We start from the raw sequence: 20,786 nt of genomic DNA on the forward strand, positions 1-20,786 counted from the left end.
TTACCGCGCTCTTTTTAAGCTATTCTTATCAAAATCCGATTCTGACAAATCGGTATCAAATATTAAGCTTTCTGTAATTAGCGACGTAGACTTACGGGTTTGTACGTTCGTCATCTCGCTGCGAATAGGTCGCCAGTATTTCTCTTTGTAAAGCTCATAATCTTTTAGTTCAAGCACCTTAAGTAGCGCCCCTTTCTTATCGTAAAATTCAACTTTGTGTACGCGGTAGTGAGACTTATCAATCCATACTTTTTGCAACGTATAACCCGAATAGTCGTATTGAGGAATTTGCTCCAATACAAAGCACGCTTCGCCATTAATCGTCTCATCCCCCACATAGGAGTAGGAAAATTTCTCTACTTCGAACGATGTCATGTCTTCAAAAGCAAATTCACTGCCGACAAAAGGCCCACTTTTATTTTTTGACGCTATACGCTTTACCCGTTTTAAAGCAGGAAGAAATATCCACTGTTCATCGGCATCGAAAACATGTGAGAAGCTCAGGAATGCTGTTCCTTTTACATCCCGAGGGGATTGGAAAACCGTTAGTGCTTTATCACCATCATCGGTCAACTCCATCGATTTCACGTTGAGTTTGCGTGTTGCTTCTTGGCCTTGTGCATTACGCAGGACCATTAAGATTTTCGCCTCTGAGTTATTCCACCCGCGATCTCTCGCTTTTCGCTCCTGCGCTATTTCTAGTCCTTTTGCACTAGGCTCAGCGGCAACGCCATTGAATGCGCTGATAGATATGAACGACGCCAGTAAAACAAGGCTAATGTATCTCACTATTCTTCTCCGGTAACGGGGTTTCATCTTTATCCAACCACATTAATAACGCGGGTAGGAAAATAAGGTCAACAGCCAAAGCCGCGACGATAATAATAATGGTCAAAATGCCCATGTGCGCGTTCAGCATAAAGCTTGAAGACGCTAACACACCAAAGCCGACTGTCAGCACTATTGTGGTAGTGGTCAGTGCCATTCCAACCGTATTAAATGCATAAAGCACACTCTCTTTAACCGATTTACGCGTCAGCCTCGCCGACTGATACTTCGACAAGAAGTGCACAGTATCGTCAACAATAATACCCATGGTCATACTGATCACCACCGACAGTGCCATGTTAATTTGGCCAGAGATTACCCCCCAAACGCCAAACCCGATAGCGGCGGGTAGCAAATTAGTAAACAGGCTAACTAACCCGAGTCGCCATGAACGCAGTGCAAATAAAATCAAAACAGAAATAAGCACTAGGGCATATAGAGAGCCCACTACCATACTCTCCATATTTCGATCGCCAATATGCGCGAACATTAAAGGCGGACTGGCGGCTTCTAACCGGTTGTCGCTACCAAGACTTTTGAAATATGCTTTTGCATCAGACTCCAATGCGGTTAAATCTCTGCTGCCTAAATTATCGATAACAGCGATAATTCTCATTGCCGATTTATCAATATCTAACTGATTGCTTAAGTCTAGACCAAATGGTAGCGACATTTCATACAGCAATACATACTGAGAGGCCAGCTCCCCATCTTCAGGTAACCGATAATAAGCATCTTCATCACCATGCATATTTTTATTTAACCGTTTTAATGTATCGGCAAATGACAACACATGATGAACTTCTTCTTTTTCGCGCAGCCATGTCGTAAGTAATTCTACTCGCGCTAAAAATTCAGGTTCCGTGGCACCATAAGGGGTATCTGAATAAATAACGAAGTCGATATTAGACATACCACCAAGCTTCTCTTCATTGATTTCCACCGCTTGGCCAAACGTACTTCTATCGTCGAAGTACTTCACCGCCACATCATTTAACTCGTTATTCGTTGCAAAAACACTGACTCCCACAATCACTAACGCACAAATAGGTAACAGAGCTCGATAATTCGACGTGACTTTATTTCCCAATCGGTCGAAGACCTTGTTACTTTTTGTCGCCTTCACTTTCAGTGGCTTTAGCAGCAATAAAGCGGGTAGTAACCAAAGCGACAATACACAGGCGAGCATTACGCCAAATGCGGTCATGTTACCTAAATCGGACAAAACGGGAACGGCAGAAAAGTTCAGCATCAAAAAGCCAATCGCCGTGGTAACACTGGTGATAATAATAGGCTTGGTATTGATTCTTAAACTTTCACTAATCGCATTCTCGTTGGTGAGGCCGCGACCAAGAAAGTACTGTACACCCACAATGATGTGGATACAGTCAGCCACTGCCAGTGTCGTTATCATGGTGGGAGCGTTCACAGTAGCGGTACTTAAAAACATGCCGAGCCAGCCAGATACACCAATGGAAGTGGCGATGGATACAATTACCACTAATAGTGTAGCGAGAGCCGCTAACACCGAACGAACAATCACGCCTATCATCACAATGATAAGGAAAAACATGAGCGGAATAAGCGTACTGGCGTCTTGCTGCGCAGCCACCGCAAAGGCATCGTTCATCACAACCATACCGGTGAGATAGATAGTGTGACCGGGGTACTTTTCTTCTAACTGCTGTTTTAACGCAGTGGCAACCGTTGTGATTTCAATGACTTCTTTCGTTTGGTCGCCGTCAGGTAACTGAATAGTCGTATTCACAACCAATACGTCACCTGGGTACGATACTAGCCGCCCGGTTAGCTCAGGGGTGTTATCTAGTACATCCTTAATATCTGTTATTTCAGGATTCGAGAGCGAACCTGTGGTAATTAAGTCCTCGACAATAAGATCGTCATCTTCGGCGTAGGTATATTGGAAGTTAGCGATGGATTCAACGCGGGTAGAAAGAGGGAGTTGCCATGCAGTTTCTGTAAGCTCAACAACTAAAGATAAGGTAGACGGTTTAAACACATTGTCGTCGTCTGGCACTACCATAAAAGCGACATTTTCGCTTTTATTAAATATGTTCTGCATTTCTTCAAAGGCAAGACGCTGCGGATTATCAGGCTCAAAAAATACTTTGTAGTCGCCTCGAAAGTATAAATTTTTTGCGCCGACTACTGCCACTAACATCGCAACAATAACCACACAGATAGTTAACTTTGGTGAAGCAAACCACCTTGATGTGACCGATGATGTATCTTGCATTACAACTTCCTGTAACTCGCTCTGTTATCGAAAGTCTACCCGTAAACGGTTAATAAACATAACTCAGTTACCAGAATATTTTTGAATGCGGCCCCATTTTGTAACATATCCTCACCATCAACATTTATAGCGTTATCGTAAGAGCTTATTTTTATTGAATTTTACATATTCCAATTTATTTATGAGCAATTTTTTTGATCTTTTCTGAAACTGATGTAGTATTAACACCATACAACTGGTCAGATGAGCGGATGAGTCAAATATGAGTATTAGAACTAGCTTAAAAAAAGTGTTACCACCAATTTCTGTAACAGAACAGGAAGCGTTAGATGCTGGTGACGTTTGGATTGAATCTTCTATTTATCAGGGTAAACCTGATATGCAGGCACTTCGTGATATTCCTCAAGCTAAATTGAGCGCGGAAGAGCAAGCATTTATGGACGGCCCAGTATCAGAATTACTGGGTATGATTGATGATTTCGAGTTAAATAACGGCGAGCACATTCCTCAAGACGTTTTAGACTTCTTGGGTAAAAACCGTTTCTTCTCAATGATCATCCCTAAGAAGTTTGGTGGTCTTGAGTTTAGCCCTTACGCTAACTCAACCATAGTAGCCACTATCGCAGCAAAATCTGGTGCAATCGCTGTAACAGTTATGGTACCTAACTCGTTAGGCCCAGGTGAGTTACTTATGCATTATGGTACTACTGCCCAACAAGATTACTGGTTACCACGCCTTTCAGATGGTCGTGATATCCCTTGTTTTGCCCTAACTAGCCCAGAAGCCGGTTCAGATGCGGGTGCTATTCCTGACGCAGCGATCGTAACTAAAGGCGAGTACAACGGCGAAGAAGTGCTTGGCCTTCGTATCAGTTGGGACAAGCGTTATATCACGCTTGCGCCAATTGCTACCGTGCTCGGTTTAGCATTTAAAGTATTCGACCCTGAGCAATTGCTTGGTGACAAATTAGAGCTAGGTATTACCTGTGCGCTATTACCTAAGTCTCACCCTGGTGTTGAGCTTGGTAACCGTCACGACCCTATGGGTGTGCGCTTCTATAACGGTACAACTCGCGGCCAAGATGTATTTATTCCTATGGAATTTATCATCGGTGGTCAGAAAAATATCGGTCGCGGTTGGCAGATGCTAGTAGCGTGTCTTGGCGCAGGTCGTGGTATTTCACTTCCAGCGATGGGCGTTGCGACAGCACAATCAGCATTTAAAGGTACGGTTGAGTATTCATTCGTTCGTGAACAATTCGGTGTTCCGATTGGTCGCTTCGAAGGTATTCAAGAGAAGATGGCAGACATTGCTGGTAAGACTTTCTTACTTGAAGCAATGCGTGTTTTAACAACAGAAGGCTTAGGCTTAGGTGTTAAACCATCGGTTGTTACTGCGATTGCTAAATATCACATGACCGAGCTTGGCCGTGATGTAATGAACTCAGCGATGGATATTCAAGCAGGTAAAGCAATTCAACGTGGCCCGCAAAATACCTTAGCAGGTGGTTATGCAGCACTTCCAATTGCCATTACGGTTGAAGGTGCAAACATCCTTACTCGTAACCTAATGATTTTCGGTCAAGGTGCAATGCGTTGTCACCCTTACCTGAAAGATATGGTTGACCTTATTCACAGCAACGAAAGTTCTGCTGATAAAGAATTCAACAAAGTATTACGTAAAACTGTTGGCTTTAGTGTTAAGAATGCATTCCGTAGTTTTGGTAAAGGTTACTTACCTTTCCTACGCGGTTCAGAGTCTGCATTGCCTGAAGTACGTAAGTACGAAAAGCGTGTAAACAGCATCTCAGCTAAATTAGCACCACTTGCTGACTTATCACTAGCAGTACTTGGTGGTGACCTTAAGAAGGCAGAATTACTTTCAGCACGCCTTGGTGATGTGATGAGCTACCTTTACGGTGCAATGGCAGCAATTCGTTTTTACGAGCAGCGCATTGAAGACCGTAAACTTGCACTACCGTATTTCGAATACGCTATGCAGTGGTCATTACAACAAGCTGATCAGGCAATTGTTAACTTCATCAACAATTTCCCGAACACACCGACTCGTGGCCTAATGCGCTTACTTACCAACACTTACTCAAACAGTGTGGCGGGAATCAGCGATGACCTAGTACGCGAATTGTCTATGGCGTCAATGCAGGACAACAGTGTGAAAGCGCAGCTTACTCATTTAGTTCGTGTAAGCCCGGGCGATGGTAACGATATTAACGAACAAGCATTTAAAGCGAAGCATGCGGTTGCACACCTATTAGGTAAAGTGCAAAAAGCACTGCGTAAAGAGCCTGTAGTGCCGTTTATCTCGTTTGAGCACGCGCTGAACAAGCTTCAAGAAAAAGGTGTTATTAATGCCGAAGAAGCTGCACAGTTGCATGACTACAACGAAAAGCGTCAATTGGCGGTTCGTGTTGATGAGTATACTTTCGATATGGAGTTATTGCCAGCAACTGAGACGTTGCGCGCAATTGATGGCGGAAAAAACGCGGCTTAATATTAATTAATTAGCACGCTATTAATAGAAAGCTCTGGCCCTTGGCTGGAGCTTTTTTGTATGTAAAAAATAACATTGGTCAGCACATTAAGGTGCCCAAAGCTCGCTTTATGTATACATGCCTTCACGCCTTGCACTAAAGGATGAAAATTCCCCCTTAAACATCTACGCTTTATATATCAATTGTGAATCATAGAAAGTTATGCAAATAATAAAGCTTCTTGGCACTGCTTTAACGGTTTCTTTTATTTGCTCAGCTAATTGCCTGGCTAACGGGGATGATAATGCCCCCATGCTCATCGGTTATGTGGGGCACCCTAGAGTGGTGACTCATTACAACAATATTATTGCCAGAACTTATAGCAAGCTTGGAATAACCGTTGAATTTATCGAGGTAGGTGGTGAGAGAGGCCTTCGGTTGTTAGATGCAGGCGTTACAGATGCTGATACTGTTCGCTATGAATTAGCCACCAACGATTTTAGCAACTTTTTCGTCGTGCGACCCGTTATTGTAAAAGGCGCAACAATTCTATTGTGTATGCGCAATAGTCTGTGTGAAAACAGCGTGCTTTCAAACCCAAACATCGTCATTGCAGCCACTAAGCGGTTTCACATCAATATTGAAGAAAGTGACATCGACATTGCTGCAAATCTCCGTGAATACGACCGCTTCGACCAAGTTGTGAATTTGCTTGTTTCAGGCCGATACAACTACGCGTTATTGCCGACAGACTTTTCCGATGAGGCTACCTTCAAAAAGCTAGGTGCACGACACATTGTTATTGTAGAGCACAATATCGTTCATGTGGTTAACAACAAATACCTTCACTTACGAGAAGATTTATCAGAGGCTCTGAGCAGCGTACTAAAGGAAGTAAACGCGATTGAAGCCAGCAATTAACGCTAATGGCTGTGAGGTAATACACTTACTGTCAAGCACCGGCTACTTCTTACGTCGCATAGCAATTTTTGTAATATGCGTGTAATTTAATCAAAATGAGTGTGTAAATTTAAAGCGACAAAAGCTAATTCGCTGTTATTGTTAACTACACAAAAAACTTCACACCATATATAGCCGTAAGCATATTGAGTTGGAAAGTAAATTTATAGTGAAAAGTTTTGATGAAAATAGAGATTTAACCTCCTCTCTTCCCATCACGCCGCAAATGCAGCGTGACTTGGCGGATATGCTAAACCGTAATATGTTTACTGGCTTAGCCATGACTTTCTTTGCTTTCTTAGGGTTAACATTCGGCTTCGGATTCGATACCGAAAAAGACCAAAGCTCGAAGGTGTTGCTCTTTATCGCAATGAACACGGTTATAGTTCTCCGTTTTGCAGATGGCCTTTATTGGTTAACCAGATTAAAAGGCACGCAGTATGATGCGCGCCCTGTAAAGTTTAGGTTTGCGATTGGGGTATATTCAACATCTACAGTGTGGGCACTTTATTCAATCTTGCTCTACACCACAATGAATGCGGTTGAGTTAGCGACAACCATGGTTATCCTTGGGGCAATGGCCGGCGGCGCGGCTTCAGTATTAGCGCCAAGTAAAATTTTCGTCTTTGTCTACACCACCTCATTGCTTGTGCCCATGTCGAGTAGAGCGTTGCTTGACGATGACAGAAATTTTGTTGTTTTGGGGATCTTGGGGCTTATTTTTTGGGTAGGTATTCTTGCTAGCTCTTTTCGTTACCACCGATTCTTTTTTGATACTGTATCACTTAAAAACAAGAACGCTCGTCTGATAGAGCAAATGCGCACAGATAGACAAGAAACCGCGAAGATTAACGCCATGCTGCGTAAATCTAACGAGCAGTTAGATGATGCTAATGCCAATTTAGAAGATGAAGTTGAGAAACGTACCGCCGATATTTTTAGGTTATCTAATAGAGATCCGCTGACTAATTTACTCAATAGAAACGGACTGTTTAAACAGTTAAATACCCTCATTGAAAGCACCAAAGCGCTTGATAATAACCTAGCCGTTTTGTTTATTGATTTAGACGGCTTTAAGCAGGTAAACGATAGTTTAGGACACAAGGTCGGCGATATTGTACTTGCTGAAATTGCTAACCGACTCGCCCAATACTGCGAAAAAGATCATCTCGCTAGGTGGGGAGGCGATGAATTTGTCGCAGTAACTCCCTATGCCACCGTTCATACCGCAGTGGCGGTTGCTCACGCTATGCGCAGTGGGGTTACAAAGCCTATTATAGCGTTAGAAAACCAAATCACATTAGATGCCACGATTGGTATTGCGATTTATCCCGAGCATGGCAATGACACCATGACGCTTATTCAACAAGCTGACTTGACCATGTACGATCAAAAGCGCAAACAACGAGGCACTATTGGTGTTTTTAGTGAAACCTTGCATGAAAAAATAAAAAATGAACAGCGTCTTTGTGAACAATTACGGTATGCCATAGAAAAAAAAGAGTTTTCTGTACACTACCAGCCCATTATTTGCGCCGACACACAAAAGCTAAAATCGGTTGAAGCCCTACTACGCTGGAACTGTAACGGTAATATCGTGTCACCAGCGCGCTTTATCCCCCTTGCCGAGCGAACGGGCTTAATGCCAGAAATAGGCTCTTGGGTATTAAATCGTGCGTGTATAGATGCGACAGAATGGCCATTCAACGAAGATATTGCATTATCGGTGAATGTATCTATTAGTCAGCTGCTCGATGAAACTTTTGTAAATGCGCTTGATAAGGTGCTAGCGTCTACAAACATCGACCCAGCCCGCCTTTACTTAGAAATAACAGAGAGTGTGTTTGCTAATAATGTTAATGCGGTGGCAAACCAAATACACAATGTTAAACAACGTGGTGTAAAAATATCAATCGATGACTTTGGCACAGGGTACTCTTCATTGAGCAGATTACAGTCAATGCCTTGTGATTTTATAAAAATTGATCGCTCATTTGTACAGAATACCAATGAAGGTAGTGATACTATTATGCGCGCAACCATGCTTATAGCAAACGAATTTGGTTGCAAGACCATTGCTGAGGGCATTGAAACCTTAGACCAAATGAACCACATCAAAACCCTTGGTGTGGATTTTATCCAAGGCTTTCTTTACGCTAAACCAATGCCATTGAGCGACCTTAAAACCTGGTATAACGAAAACAAATAATATTCATGGCTCAACTTTATTTTTATTACTCTGCAATGAACGCAGGAAAATCGACCTCTCTTTTACAATCAGCTTATAACTATCGCGAGAGAGGCATGCACTCTCTAATTTATACCGCTGCCTTTGATGACCGCTATGGCGTAGGAAAAGTGACCTCTAGGATTGGATTACAAGCCGACGCAAAACTTTATCGAAATGATGACGATCTCTATGAATCCATAAAACAAGACAACAAAGAAAAGCGTTTAGATTGCATTTTCATTGATGAAGCGCAGTTTCTAACGCAAGTTCAAGTTCGTCAGTTAATAGAAGTGGTAGACGAATTAGATATCCCCGTTTTGGCTTACGGATTACGTACTGACTTTTTGGGAGGCACTTTTGAAGGTAGCCACTACCTTCTCGCTTGGGCTGATAAGTTGTTCGAACTTAAAACGGTTTGTCATTGCGGGCGCAAAGCAAATTTCGTGGTAAGGCTGGATGAAGATGGCAATGCGGTCACCGACGGAGACCAAGTACAAATTGGTGGCAACGATCGCTACGAATCTATGTGCAGAAAGCATTTCAAAGAGTTGGTCTGGGATAAAGACAAAATTTAATGTTTCTTAAACTTCACTCTTTGAAAGTAAGTATATACTTCAACTATTATGTTTGAATTACCTCAAAGAGTGTCGCTTTGGATATAGACCGCTATACAACACTCGTCATTTCATTATCAAAGCGCGGATTGGATGAGCAAGATAAACTCACTGCGATAGTGTCATGTCTTCGGTTAGGGATCCCTTCCGCGAACCGAATTAGCTTATGGCGATTTGAAGAAAACAAAACCCGAATTCGGTGCCTAACGTTAAATCAAGATGGCCAAAATTTGCCAACCCATGATTTATCGCTGTCTAAGGAAGCGATTCCCGATTATTTTGACGACATACTAAAACAAAGCGTGTTAGTAGCCTCTGATGCCCGTTATCATCCTGCCACCAAATGCTTTAACGACAGTTACTTCAAGCCCAATGATATTTACTCATTGCTAGACTTTACCTTTCATCACCAATTCAACCCAATTGGTGTTATTTGTTGCGAAAAGACACACAGTCCAGTCCAATGGTCACAAGATGATATAGATAACTTAAAGCGTGTGGCGCAGATAACATCAATGTTTTACGACAGTTAGACATTCAATATAGTACTTACTACTAAGCGCTAACGGTTTCCCCCATTTTTAAATCAAAAGGTAGCACAGTGCTTTTCAGTGATTCACTGAGTAAGGCTTTTGCGGCCATTTCGCCCTTAAGCGCACTTGATTGACAGACTGTTGTTAAATTAGGGCGAGTTCTGTCTGCTTCTTCAATCCCGTCAAAACCTGTAATTTTTAGTTCTTCAGGCACTTTAATGCCCATCGAAAGCGCTGATTGCAGCAGTTCTAGGGCTATAATATCACTCATACATAAAACGGTATTAGGTCGAGGGTTACTGTTTAACACCTCTTTCGCAGCTTGCTTTGCGAAGTTCCTCTCACTTTCTGGAATATGCCAAATCCAATCGTTTGTGATTGTTGCTCCACTTTCATCAATTGCTTTCATATAACCGTCTAATCGGCGATGAGAAATGGAGGTTTGTACTTCTATAAGCGGGCTGTCATAAATGCGGCAGGTACTTGGAGACTCGATTAAGCGCAGCCCTAAAATGGCGACATGATCACCAGGAGAAATCGCTTTTTTAGCGATTTGATACGCGGCGTTGTAATTATCGATGTTAACTGACGGCAGCCCCTCAATATCAAAATCTACCGTAATAGCAGGTTTACTTTGTCTGGCTAGTTCTTCTGCCAACTTGTAATTTCGTGGTGCACCGTAACAAATGAAACCATCAACGAAATCCACCACATCGAGAATACTCTCTGAGTCGCCCGCATAAAGGAGGAGGTGCTTACCTTGCTGCTGCAATATACTTGAAACCCCTTTAATGAAGGTGCTGGCCACTGGGTCACTGACGGTATAGGGAATACTATCAGCCAGTACTAGAGCAACAATATTAGAACGCCCTTTCCTTAATATTTGCGCGGCTTTGTTAGGCCCGGCGTAGCCAATGCGATCGCACTCGGCAAGGATATGCTCTCGACGCGCTTTAGAAAGCTGATCCGGCCTATTAAATGCATTTGAAATAGTGGCGGTCGACACACCCAACTGCAAAGCAACATCTTTCAGTGTCAGTTTTGTTTTGGTCATTTTTATTTGTACTATTCCTTGCGTGTGTTTTGTACAGTTCCCTGCGTGCGCAAAGACGACTTTCAGTAAGCATTAACGCGTTATAACTCGCTTCATGCATACATACTTGTAGGCTACCCGCTATTAACAGTAAAGATAACCTAAACTATATCACCACTTAAACGATTAATTCACACCTCTTATCGAATACCTATGACTGAAAGATTTTTAAGCTAAAGTGGATAGAGGGCTGGTTAGGCTAAGTTAACTTAATCGTTTTTTATCGTGTTCCGAATATTTTATCGCCTGCATCACCCAAACCAGGCAGTATGTAGCCCTTTTCATCTAGTCGTTCGTCAATAGCAGCAGTGAAAATTTCTATATCAGGGTGGGCATCAACCACAGCTTTAATCCCTTCTGGCGCAGCCACTAAAAAAAGCCCCATAATTTTTTTACAGCCCTTTTTCTTCAGCAGGTCAATAGTGGCAATTAACGTCCCCCCAGTCGCTAGCATGGGGTCGACAATTAACGCCGTACGTTCATCTATATTTTTGACGACTTTGTCGAAGTATGCCACTGGTTGAAGTGTCTCTTCATCGCGGTATAGACCAACTACACTGATTTTGGCATTAGGAATAAGTTCTAACACTCCTTCCAACATACCTAATCCAGCACGAAGGATAGGTACTACCGTAATTTTTTTGCCTTTTATTTGCTTAACTTCAACATCATCGCCTGACCAGCTTTTTATAACCGCACGCTCTGTGGGTAGCGTTCGTGTAGCTTCGTATGTCAGCAAGTTGCCTACTTCTGATGCCAACTCTCGAAAGTCTTTACTGCTAATTTTGGCATAACGCATTAACCCTAATTTGTGTGCAATTAAAGGGTGAGTTATTTCATGAACGGCCATTTTACTTCCTTAAGTATCTGTTTTACTCAGTTTAACCGCTCATTCCATTTAGGCAAAATTAACCTAACGTATTTTCTCCTACTTTCACGGTGCTACCGTCAGGTAATGTCATTTCAATTTTGATGCTTCCCCCTACCGCGGCTAGGTAAGCCGACGCTCTATGAAGAGGAACATCCTGTATACGTTTCGACTCTAGCTTACTTACCCCCGAAGCAGTCACGCAAAGCGCCATCGCTACGACTTCTTGTTTAACCCTGTGTTGCTTTCTAATATCACCTAACGTTATTTCTCTCATTGTTTTGTCGCCGATATATTTTGGGCATAAAAAAACCCAGATAGTTTAACCTTTCTGGGCTTTTGCAAAACGTTCTTACTTTTATGCCCAGAAGCGAATACTTGCCCCTGAACACTCAGCGTCAGGCGCTATTATTGGATATAATTGTAAAAGTAATTAAAAGTAACGTTTTGCATGATGAATTCTCTTCGGTGGTTGAAATGCGCACTTGCGCTGCTCACTTATCCTTAACCATACCATTATTATTGGCAATAACAACGACTTTCCATTTTGGAATATTTTGAAATATAGGCACATGAACGTAGCGCTCATCAACTGGTGCCATACAACGTAAACACTATCTCCCCCGATTATTTTCCGCGACCTCAAAAATGAAAAAGAGCCACTTGGCTCCTTTTCAATAATTGATGACAGACACTAGGCTAACTTAGCTTTAAGAGTATCAGTAATAGGTGTTGTTGCGCGACCAATCAAGGTTGAAAGTGCATGACTATTATCTTGTAACCATCCTTCAGCAGCATAATGTTCCGTGTCCGCCAACATCGCAGCCAACCCTTCCGGCAGCCCAGCATCAAGCAGCGCAGATTGATATTCATTTTGTTCCATTTCAACATAGCCTATTGCCTTGCCAGATAGGTTTCCGATAGCATCAGCATACTCAGCCAGCGTAAAACCTTCATCGCCAGCAAGCTCATAAATCTTGCCGGCTTGAGATTTTTTGGCAACAAGCACCGACGCAGCGGCGTCGGCATAGTCTTGACGTGAAGCGGTGTGTAGCTTGCCTGTTTTAGCTGCTCCAGCAACCGCCCCCATATCAATCGCACCTTGCACCGCATCGGTGTAGTTTTCACTGTACCAACCATTGCGCAATATCACAGCGGGTATACCCGATTTTTGGATATAGACTTCTGTTTGTTTGTGCTCTGCTGCAATTAAAAGTGGCGACGTAGTGGCTTTCAGCAAGCTTGTGTATGCCAGTAATGAGACCCCCGCAGAAACAGCTGCATCAATTACCGCTTTGTGCTGTTCGAAGCGCTTGCCGAACTCGGTACCAGAAATAAGCAACACTTTGTCCACACCTTTCAATGCGGCAGTCAGTGTTTCAGGTTGGTTGTAGTCAGCTTGACGAATTTGAACACCCTGTTCACGTAAAGCGTTAGCCTTTTCAGGGCTTCGCACCAAAGCAACGACGTCTTGAGGCGCGATAGTGTGAAGAAGTGAACCAATAACTTTCTGGCCTAGCTGACCGTTTGCACCCGTAATAGCAATCATCGTGTAAATCCTTAATGTGTGGAGTGGTTGAATACAGGTACATTATGCGTAAAACTATACGTATCGATAAGGCCATTAATTTAGAATGGATAGTTCCGAATATGAGTACAATAAACATTTCTCATCTGCGGCTGCTTGCCACCTACGCGTTGGTTGTAGATTGCGGAAGTTTCGCAGAAGCGGCAAGACGGGTTCAATCCAGCCGTTCTCGCGTGAGTGAGCAAATCAGTCGACTAGAATCTCAGTTAGGCGTACGATTACTCCAGCGTTCTACTAGACAGCTTACCATTACTGATGAAGGAAAAATGGTGTACGCAGAAGCGAAAAAACTGCATGATATTATTCAGAGTATCGATCAGAGTTTAGTGGAACCTATACCGTCTGGTCGAGTTTCAATTACGGTTACAAATGACATTGCTCATAAGTTTCTTTTGCCTCTGCTACCCAACTTCAAGGCAAAGTACCCTGAGATTAGTTTGAATGTCATCACAAGTGATCAACGTCTTGACCTTATTGCGGAAAATATTGACCTAGGTATTCGCATTGGCCTTCCACGGGACGACGCGTTGATAGGGCGGGTTTTGTACCAAGAGAGGTTTTCACTTTATGCGAGTAAGGAATATATTGAAAAACACACAGAGCCATCAAGCATCAATGAGTTACAGAACCACCGCTGGATTCTACTTCAACAATTGAATGTTGGGGCATCTCAGCCTTTAATGTTAGATGAAATACCATTTGAAGTAACCCCTACTCAATACGAAATTAGCAACTCCCCCCATTTTATTCAGGAGATGGTAAAGGCGGGTTTAGGTATTAGTACTTTGCTTCCTTCAACGGTAAAAAATGAAGTGGCAGAAGGCAGTCTTGTGCGTATTTTCCCTCGCGTTTCTAGCGCACCGCTTTTATTCACATTGGTTTATCCGTCTCGAATGCATGTGCCATCAAGAACGCGAGCACTTATTGATTATTTAGTGGAAACATGCCGGTTTGGCTAAGGCCAAGGAGAAGCAAAACAACGGCTGCTTATCTCATTTTCACAAGCGCCCTTTACTAGAAACTTACACTTTACTTGGCAACTTTAGCGTCTAAAATCACTCTTAAGGTTACCTTTAGCTACCTCAAAAATTATAATTATGAAATTACTTGTTCCCTTTTTAGTTGCTACTGCCGTGTTAGCAGGCTGCGCCGGAAAACCAGACCATCAAGATCAAGGTGAAGTGTTCTTCGAAACCAAAATTAATCCCGATGGCACTAAATTATTTGCCTTTAGTATTGGTATGCCTAGCCGAGGAGATCGAGATGAAGGCAGGGGGCAACGCCCTTCTCGAGGTGGTGATGGTGGCGGTAGAGGCGGCAGAAATAGCGGCCAAAACGGCGGTGGAGAAGCAAGGGGCGGTAACGATCGCGAGGCCGAACGTATGGACGCTTTTTACGATACTTTGAGTGAAAAGTTATTTGAAACGCAATATTGCCGAAATGGCTATATTGAAATTGATACCCATGAAACTGAAGGCCGTTATCACCTACTCGGCGAATGCCAAGAATCGGCGTCAGAGGAAGATAAACTCAAGTTCGCAAATCCTTATTAATTGGTAAATCATCGCCCATATTGTTTTGTATAGCAGTGTGGGCGATCACTTTTTATGCTTGATAGATAGGAAAAGTGCTAACGCATTTTGGATAGAATTTTACGCTTTTCTTATAAGTTGCAAGTGTTCGTGCCAAGCACAAAAAAACATTAAAACTGCGTACCTAATTCAGCCTCTTTTAATTTCTCTAAAAAAGGCGCAACTGCTACGTCGCCTTCTTCAGGCGCCCAACTTGCAAAACCTTTGTCGTCCATGACTTCATACGGGCCTTGCTTTACTTCCATAAATACCACAGGTTCAAAACAAACCGTGGCATGCCATACGTTAGGTGGAATCTCTACCCCTACACAATCACCACCGGCACTTAAGGTTATACGCTTAGTTAACACAGCATTGTCGTCAAAGAACAGTAAATCGATACTCCCTTCTACCGCCATAAAAAATTCCCATTTATGCTGTTGGGTATGGCGATGCGGACGAACATAAGAGTCGGGCTCCATTGCAATAAATAGGCGCTGGACTAAATCTTCATAGCTTTTATGGACGTTGTGATTGGCTCTTCGTCTTGGACTTGCTTTGGCACTTTCTTTAAGTGCATTGCGCTGCGCGTGATTAAAAAGCTGAATATCGGTAAGCATGACACTCTCCTTGTTTTGCTTTATTAAGGGTTTGCCTGTATTTGACTACCCTAAAGTGCTGAACATTTAACTTAACGCGCAAGCCTGTGTTGCGAGGGGACTTGTATTTTGGCGTAACCTGTACGTTAGCATTGACGGTGTTGAAAAAGCAAAAAGACGAGCATATCGCTCGCCTTTTTCATTCAATAACAGTCTGAGCCCTCGGCTTAGCGTTTTGAGTTAGCCTTTTAGCTTAGCCACTAAACTTGCCTAAACCTTCAACCAAAAGAGCTTTAATCTCTTGCCCTTGTTCGGTATCAAGGTAAGCTTTGGCACTATTCACAATTTGCATAATCTGCTCCGGTTCTAGGCCTAGCGCTTCAAATTGCTTGTTTAATTCATTCACTGACTTAAAGCTATCGCTATAACTTGCAGCTTTATCGAGAATGCTGCTTAACCCACCTTCAGACGTTACGTTACTGATATCGGGTACTGAACCTAGTAGAGACTCAAGCCCTGGCAGCGCGTTGCTTAGTTCACTGAACTGGCTGGTTGAAATATTGTCTTTTGCGTAGTTAAAGATAGATGCTAATCCGCCTGTCGCTTGAGATTCAGTAATGCCTACCGCGTCACTAACTGAGCGCGTCATATCAGAAATATTCGGTACTGCTTCAACTTCTTCGGTCATACCAAACAAGCCTTTTAAGGAATCCAACCATCCTTCAGCATGGCTTTGTGGGGCAACGGTCAGACCTGATACTAAAACAAGAGCGTAAATTTTTTTCATCATTATTTTTATTGTTAGCAAGGTGCGCATAGCACTGCCGACAATCCATCCTTAGTGATTTCAAGAAACATAATTCTATAAGTATTTGTAATTATCACAATTAGGCAAAAGGATAAAACTACGCCCTGGCACTTATTCGTACAGGGCTGAGTCGTTATTTTAGGAAGGTGCTTATGTGCTTAGGACTTAGGGCTTACTACGAAGTGAAAGAAGTTGCTCGGGCATAAGTACAAAAGCCCTAACAAGGCCCATCCCGTAGCCGGGCCCTTCATTATCAAGTTCTGAGGCTGGTAAGTAAAAATGCTGTGTCGCTTCTAAGCGGTATAAGGCTGAATCTACAATGTGCCATTGCCCGTCATGCCAAACTTCAGTCCATGCATGCCCAAACGCATTTACGCTATCGTTTTGCTCTACTATCACCGTACCAATTATAACCTTGGCTGACATGCCTAACGCGCGGGCTAACGCTGCCGTAAGCACCGCATATTCGGTACAATCACCACTGCGCTGGCTGGCAACAACCGACGCAATATTAAAACCGTGAATATAATTTGGATCAACAATATAGCTATCAACAAAGGCGGTAAGATGTTCTAGCTCAAAGGGGGCATCTGCGTAAGCTTGTTGATAGCTAGCAACAAATGCTTTTGTACTGGGCTCACTTAAATCCACAACAAAGCTATCTGCGCTGTGTTTATCTTGAACTGGTTTCATAAAACGAGGCATTGAAGATAAGGTAATCGATAAGCGATTATCACTCACCTGCTCAGCAGTCACACCGTCCCAACTTGCTAAGTTGATAGCCAGCTTATTTGAGTTTGATGATACCAACTCAAAATTAATCTGTTTTGAAAGTGGTAAAACCTGACCTTCAGCAAGCTCGATACCTATTTCAGCCATAGACGGCACAGACTGCGCACTTGCTGTATAAGTAAACGCAAAACCAAATAGTAGGCTAAACCCAATAGATAACCGAGTTGAAGACCGCATTACAGTGTGGGGGCTCCGTGGGAATGCATTAATACCAAGTCCATCTTAAGTCCGCCTTGTTGCATAATCCCCTTGCTAATGACGCCCTTTTTGTCAGACTGCATGGTCATTATCAATGGCCCCATATCTATTTTAAGGTTGCCACTAGGATTGTCTGCAACTTCGCTTATCACAACCTCGATGGCTGCCGTTGGGTCGGCATCTGCCGTCCACATATAAAAACTACCTGAGTTATTGTCTGAGTTAAGCAGATTGACCGATTCTAAATAGCTGCCGTAGCTGGATAGTAACCAGTCTTTATGAGCCAGTTCTATTTCTAAAGCTTTACCTTGCAACTCCCCTTTAACCTGCCAAGCGTCTTCAACGTAACTAATATCAAAGCTTGATGTCATCGTGCTGTTTTCAATGGTGTATTCGCTTGCGTTAATCAAAGAACCGTCTGGGTTACTCCACGAAAAAGCGACAGAATCTGAACGAGCAATAGAGGTTTCATCTACGGGGATCATAAATGCTGTCCCTACCACAATTTCAATATCACCATCGCTATCTTCTATATATTTTTCACGAGTGAAACCCATAGGGATATCGTTAATAAGAACCTGATAGGTAGAACGGTAAAACTCTGGGGAAGGTTGAGCGGCAGTAAATGCGCGTACGAACGACTTAAAAACGGCGACAAAGGCGCTTTGATAACCCATTTCATTATGGATGCAGACTTGCAAACTATTATCAGTTTCAGCAGATAAGCCTTTTAAAAGGCCAGAAACCTTTTCATCGCCCTCACCCACCGTATACAACGTATCGAGTGAGAGGTAAGGCGTTGCGTCTACCGCACCCACATCTATGGCATAGTTAAATTGACCAGATAGTTTTTTTTCATTTAAAGCTTCCACACCCGACAAGCTATATTCTGCAATTGAATATAGTGAGTTAGCCGGGCCATCGAATTCATTAAATGCGTAGCACTCTACTGGTGAATCAGTACCTATATCGATGGTGTAGTACCAAGTACCGTCAGAAGCGTCTTGTGCAGTCGCTTGCCCCAACACCGAACTATTTACCTGAAAATCAGCTATTTCAATAGGTGAAGTGTTAGTCACCTTGATATCTCTGGCCATTGCCTCTTTGAACCAGTCTGGGAAATCGTTAATGTTAACTAATTCAACAGCACTTACGTTAAACGCTAGTAAACTTGAGAAAGATAAAGAGGTAACAATACTGCCTAACTTCATAAATAGTCGTTCCTTGATATTTGTCACTGATTAAAAAAGCGCACTGGCTGCTCATACCATCGACAATACGTTTTTTATGCGAATATTTCTATATTCTTTTGTGCGTTCTACTTCGCGTTTTTCTTCATTCTTTTACTTTGCGCTTCACGTTTTTCATTTCGCTTTTCTTTTCTATCGTGCTTATCGGGCGTGAGCGAACCATCTTTAAACCGTTGCTTTCGCTTGGCGTTATCAGCGGCTTTCTTTGCTGCCGCTTCAGCTATTTCACGTTTTTCGACTTCAATCATCTCTGGGGTTTCTAGGGTTATTCTGCCTAATTTACCCGATTGTAGTTCGTTCAATAACACTTCACATATCTTATGAAGATTAACACGGCCGCCGGTCATAATGGCGCCGCGTTTTTTCGCCGCGGCTTCTAAAAACTCAATTTCAGTATCGGGAATGTCTTCAAGTTTATAATTCGCTTTTAACACATCTGGGTAAGCTTTAATAAGATAATCGGCAGCGTAAAACCCTACGTCATCATATTCCATGGCCGTGTTCTTCACTGCACCTGAAGAGGCTAAACGATATATGGAATTAGGATTTTCCAGTTTTGGCCATAACACCCCAGGCGTGTCGAAAAGCACAATACCATCACCTAAATTAATACGTTGCTGACTTTTTGTTACCGCTGGCTCGTTACCGGTTTTAGCAATAATACGGTCGGCCAAAATATTGATGAGGGTAGACTTCCCTACATTTGGAATGCCCGTGATCATGGCTTTTATCACTTTGTGCTGCACGTCTTTGTGTGCACAAATAGTTTTAATCAGCCCCATGACTTGTTTACTGCTAGCGGGGTTGTCGCTAGAGGTAGTAAGGGTTTTAACCCCGCGCTCAGACTCTAAATGCGCTTGCCACTGCGCTGTTATTTCAGGGTCAGCCAAGTCGTACTTGTTCAAAATTTTGATGCACGGCTTATCGCCTCGTAATTTTGCAATCTCTGGGTTTTCGCTTGAAAACGGTATGCGTGCATCAAGCACCTCAATCAGCACATCTACCTGACTAAGCGATTCCTTAATCTCTTTAAGGGCTTTGTGCATGTGCCCAGGAAACCATTGTAAGGCCACTGTTATTATCCTTTTCGGGTGTGATACCACGCTATTAGCACTTTGCCAATGCCTGGTGTGTTATCAAGCTAATGAGAAGCAAGCGCATAGCGCTTAACCGCATTAATATTTCAATAATATATAAACTGCAAATAGCAGCGCTAATGTGTGCATCTGAATAGCATTAGCAACAGGCTAACGGGACAACTCATAAACACACATATTCACGGCACTGGCCAAGTTAAGCGAATCTATTTTACCGCTACCGGCTATGGTGTATGCCTTCGCATTAAACGCAGAAAGTGCCGTTTTAGGAACGCCGCGGGCTTCATTACCAAATAAGTAGCAGTCGAAATCTGAAAACGACGGGGCGGTAGCGGCTTCGCCTGCCATATCTAAATAGGCGAACCGGCTAAAGCGAGTTTGCAATGCATCTAGGCTCACGTCTAATTCAATAGGTACGTGAAAGATTGCCCCCATACTTGAACGCACCACTTTAGAATTAAAGGGGTCCACACTATTGGGGCTTAGTAGCAAGGAGAAATTATCAAACCAGGCTAGTGTTCTTAATATGGTGCCCAAATTTCCCGGATCTTGCACTTCGTGCAGATACACATAGCGCTGCTTATCTTTATGTCCAAGCGCTTGATTCGAATGTTTATCCGACACTTGCTCTAGAGTATTGGTCGCGCCAGCGGTAGAACTAGGTAATGGCACACAGGCAATAATACCTTGCGGTGTTTTAGTATCACTTAGCTGTGACATTTGCTTTTGGGTGACGTTTACTAGGGTAAACCCTGAGTCAAGCGCCCTCGCCTTTTGCTCAAAGTCATCGGTAATATAAAGCGTGATAGATTCAGCTGATGGAGCACTACTGTATGCATTGGCCCTCACAGCTTTTACTAATTCTAAAACTAGGTGTTCGCCTTCCACCAAATAAAAGCCAAATTGCCCACGGTATTTTTTCTGATGTAGCTTTTTAACATCATCAAGTTTCATCATATTATTTTTTCCGTTTTAGGAGGCGAAGCGCACAGGTGAATTATTGTTTAT

General features: G+C 42.9%; 19 protein-coding genes. 7 read left to right on the forward strand and 12 right to left on the reverse strand.

Annotated features, from left to right (window positions below; translation table 11 throughout):
- Complete coding sequence (locus FLAVO9R_RS14120) at positions 1-789, reverse strand: outer membrane lipoprotein-sorting protein (RefSeq protein WP_201299273.1); 789 nt, start codon at positions 787-789, stop codon at positions 1-3.
- Positions 776-3,085 carry an efflux RND transporter permease subunit gene (locus FLAVO9R_RS14125; protein WP_159532287.1) on the reverse strand — a complete coding sequence of 770 codons (2,310 nt, stop codon included), beginning with the start codon at positions 3,083-3,085 and terminating at the stop codon, positions 776-778. Before FLAVO9R_RS14125 ends, FLAVO9R_RS14120 begins: the two co-directional genes overlap by 14 nt.
- Before the next feature lie 262 nt (positions 3,086-3,347).
- On the opposite strand from FLAVO9R_RS14125, the gene FLAVO9R_RS14130 reads away from it, so the two are divergent.
- From FLAVO9R_RS14130 to FLAVO9R_RS14150, 5 genes are all read left to right on the forward strand, one after another.
- Positions 3,348-5,597, forward strand: coding sequence for an acyl-CoA dehydrogenase (locus tag FLAVO9R_RS14130; RefSeq protein ID WP_159532289.1), 2,250 nt, complete (start codon positions 3,348-3,350; stop codon positions 5,595-5,597).
- Positions 5,598-5,799: 202 nt separating this feature from the next.
- Positions 5,800-6,498: a hypothetical protein gene (locus FLAVO9R_RS14135; protein ID WP_159532291.1), complete on the forward strand. Its 699-nt coding sequence runs from the start codon at positions 5,800-5,802 to the stop codon at positions 6,496-6,498.
- Between the two features lie 208 nt (positions 6,499-6,706).
- The gene (locus FLAVO9R_RS14140; RefSeq protein WP_232370654.1) at positions 6,707-8,746 is read left to right on the forward strand and encodes a putative bifunctional diguanylate cyclase/phosphodiesterase; all 2,040 of its coding nucleotides are present in this window, start codon (positions 6,707-6,709) and stop codon (positions 8,744-8,746) included.
- A 5-nt stretch (positions 8,747-8,751) separates the two neighbouring features.
- A complete protein-coding gene (locus FLAVO9R_RS14145; protein WP_159532293.1) occupies positions 8,752-9,342 on the forward strand; it encodes a thymidine kinase in 591 nt (196 codons plus the stop codon).
- A gap of 77 nt (positions 9,343-9,419) precedes the next feature.
- Positions 9,420-9,914, forward strand: coding sequence for a GAF domain-containing protein (locus tag FLAVO9R_RS14150; RefSeq protein WP_159532295.1), 495 nt, complete (start codon positions 9,420-9,422; stop codon positions 9,912-9,914).
- 22 nt (positions 9,915-9,936) lie between these two features.
- On the opposite strand, the gene FLAVO9R_RS14155 is transcribed toward FLAVO9R_RS14150, so the two are convergent.
- The 4 genes from FLAVO9R_RS14155 to FLAVO9R_RS14170 form a co-directional block, all read right to left on the reverse strand.
- The gene (locus tag FLAVO9R_RS14155; RefSeq protein WP_159532302.1) at positions 9,937-10,968 is read right to left on the reverse strand and encodes a LacI family DNA-binding transcriptional regulator; all 1,032 of its coding nucleotides are present in this window, start codon (positions 10,966-10,968) and stop codon (positions 9,937-9,939) included.
- 259 nt (positions 10,969-11,227) lie between these two features.
- Complete coding sequence (gene upp, locus FLAVO9R_RS14160; protein ID WP_159532304.1) at positions 11,228-11,857, reverse strand: uracil phosphoribosyltransferase; 630 nt, start codon at positions 11,855-11,857, stop codon at positions 11,228-11,230.
- A gap of 58 nt (positions 11,858-11,915) precedes the next feature.
- Positions 11,916-12,152, reverse strand: a complete 237-nt coding sequence (locus FLAVO9R_RS14165) for an XRE family transcriptional regulator (RefSeq protein ID WP_159532306.1) — start codon at positions 12,150-12,152, stop codon at positions 11,916-11,918.
- Positions 12,153-12,569: 417 nt separating this feature from the next.
- On the reverse strand, positions 12,570-13,424 hold the full coding sequence (locus tag FLAVO9R_RS14170; protein WP_159532308.1) for an SDR family oxidoreductase: 855 nt from the start codon (positions 13,422-13,424) through the stop codon (positions 12,570-12,572).
- A 44-nt stretch (positions 13,425-13,468) separates the two neighbouring features.
- Here FLAVO9R_RS14170 and FLAVO9R_RS14175 point away from each other — a divergent pair, with 44 nt between their 5' ends.
- Together FLAVO9R_RS14175 and FLAVO9R_RS14180 are read left to right on the forward strand one after the other, a co-directional pair.
- Positions 13,469-14,422: a LysR family transcriptional regulator gene (locus FLAVO9R_RS14175; RefSeq protein WP_232370655.1), complete on the forward strand. Its 954-nt coding sequence runs from the start codon at positions 13,469-13,471 to the stop codon at positions 14,420-14,422.
- Positions 14,423-14,560: 138 nt separating this feature from the next.
- Positions 14,561-15,016 (forward strand): hypothetical protein, encoded by a 456-nt coding sequence (locus FLAVO9R_RS14180; RefSeq protein WP_232370656.1) that lies wholly within the window; start codon positions 14,561-14,563, stop codon positions 15,014-15,016.
- Positions 15,017-15,165: 149 nt separating this feature from the next.
- Here FLAVO9R_RS14180 and FLAVO9R_RS14185 read toward each other — a convergent pair whose 3' ends face one another.
- From FLAVO9R_RS14185 to FLAVO9R_RS14210, 6 genes are all read right to left on the reverse strand, one after another.
- The gene (locus FLAVO9R_RS14185) at positions 15,166-15,654 is read right to left on the reverse strand and encodes a WbuC family cupin fold metalloprotein (RefSeq protein ID WP_159532310.1); all 489 of its coding nucleotides are present in this window, start codon (positions 15,652-15,654) and stop codon (positions 15,166-15,168) included.
- Between the two features lie 232 nt (positions 15,655-15,886).
- On the reverse strand, positions 15,887-16,423 hold the full coding sequence (locus tag FLAVO9R_RS14190) for a DUF2780 domain-containing protein (RefSeq protein ID WP_232370657.1): 537 nt from the start codon (positions 16,421-16,423) through the stop codon (positions 15,887-15,889).
- Between the two features lie 183 nt (positions 16,424-16,606).
- Complete coding sequence (locus FLAVO9R_RS14195; protein ID WP_159532312.1) at positions 16,607-17,410, reverse strand: transglutaminase-like domain-containing protein; 804 nt, start codon at positions 17,408-17,410, stop codon at positions 16,607-16,609.
- On the reverse strand, positions 17,410-18,642 hold the full coding sequence (locus tag FLAVO9R_RS14200; protein WP_159532314.1) for a hypothetical protein: 1,233 nt from the start codon (positions 18,640-18,642) through the stop codon (positions 17,410-17,412). Before FLAVO9R_RS14200 ends, FLAVO9R_RS14195 begins: the two co-directional genes overlap by 1 nt.
- Positions 18,643-18,749: 107 nt before the next feature.
- Entirely contained in the window at positions 18,750-19,754 is a 1,005-nt protein-coding gene (gene ylqF / locus FLAVO9R_RS14205; RefSeq protein ID WP_159532316.1) for a ribosome biogenesis GTPase YlqF, read from the reverse strand.
- Positions 19,755-19,928: 174 nt separating this feature from the next.
- Positions 19,929-20,732 (reverse strand): TrmH family RNA methyltransferase, encoded by an 804-nt coding sequence (locus tag FLAVO9R_RS14210; protein WP_159534641.1) that lies wholly within the window; start codon positions 20,730-20,732, stop codon positions 19,929-19,931.
- Between the last annotated feature and the right edge of the window lie 54 nt (positions 20,733-20,786).

Source organism: Alteromonas sp. 38 (genome assembly GCF_902506055.1).
GTDB classification, from domain to species: domain Bacteria; phylum Pseudomonadota; class Gammaproteobacteria; order Enterobacterales; family Alteromonadaceae; genus Alteromonas; species Alteromonas lipotrueae.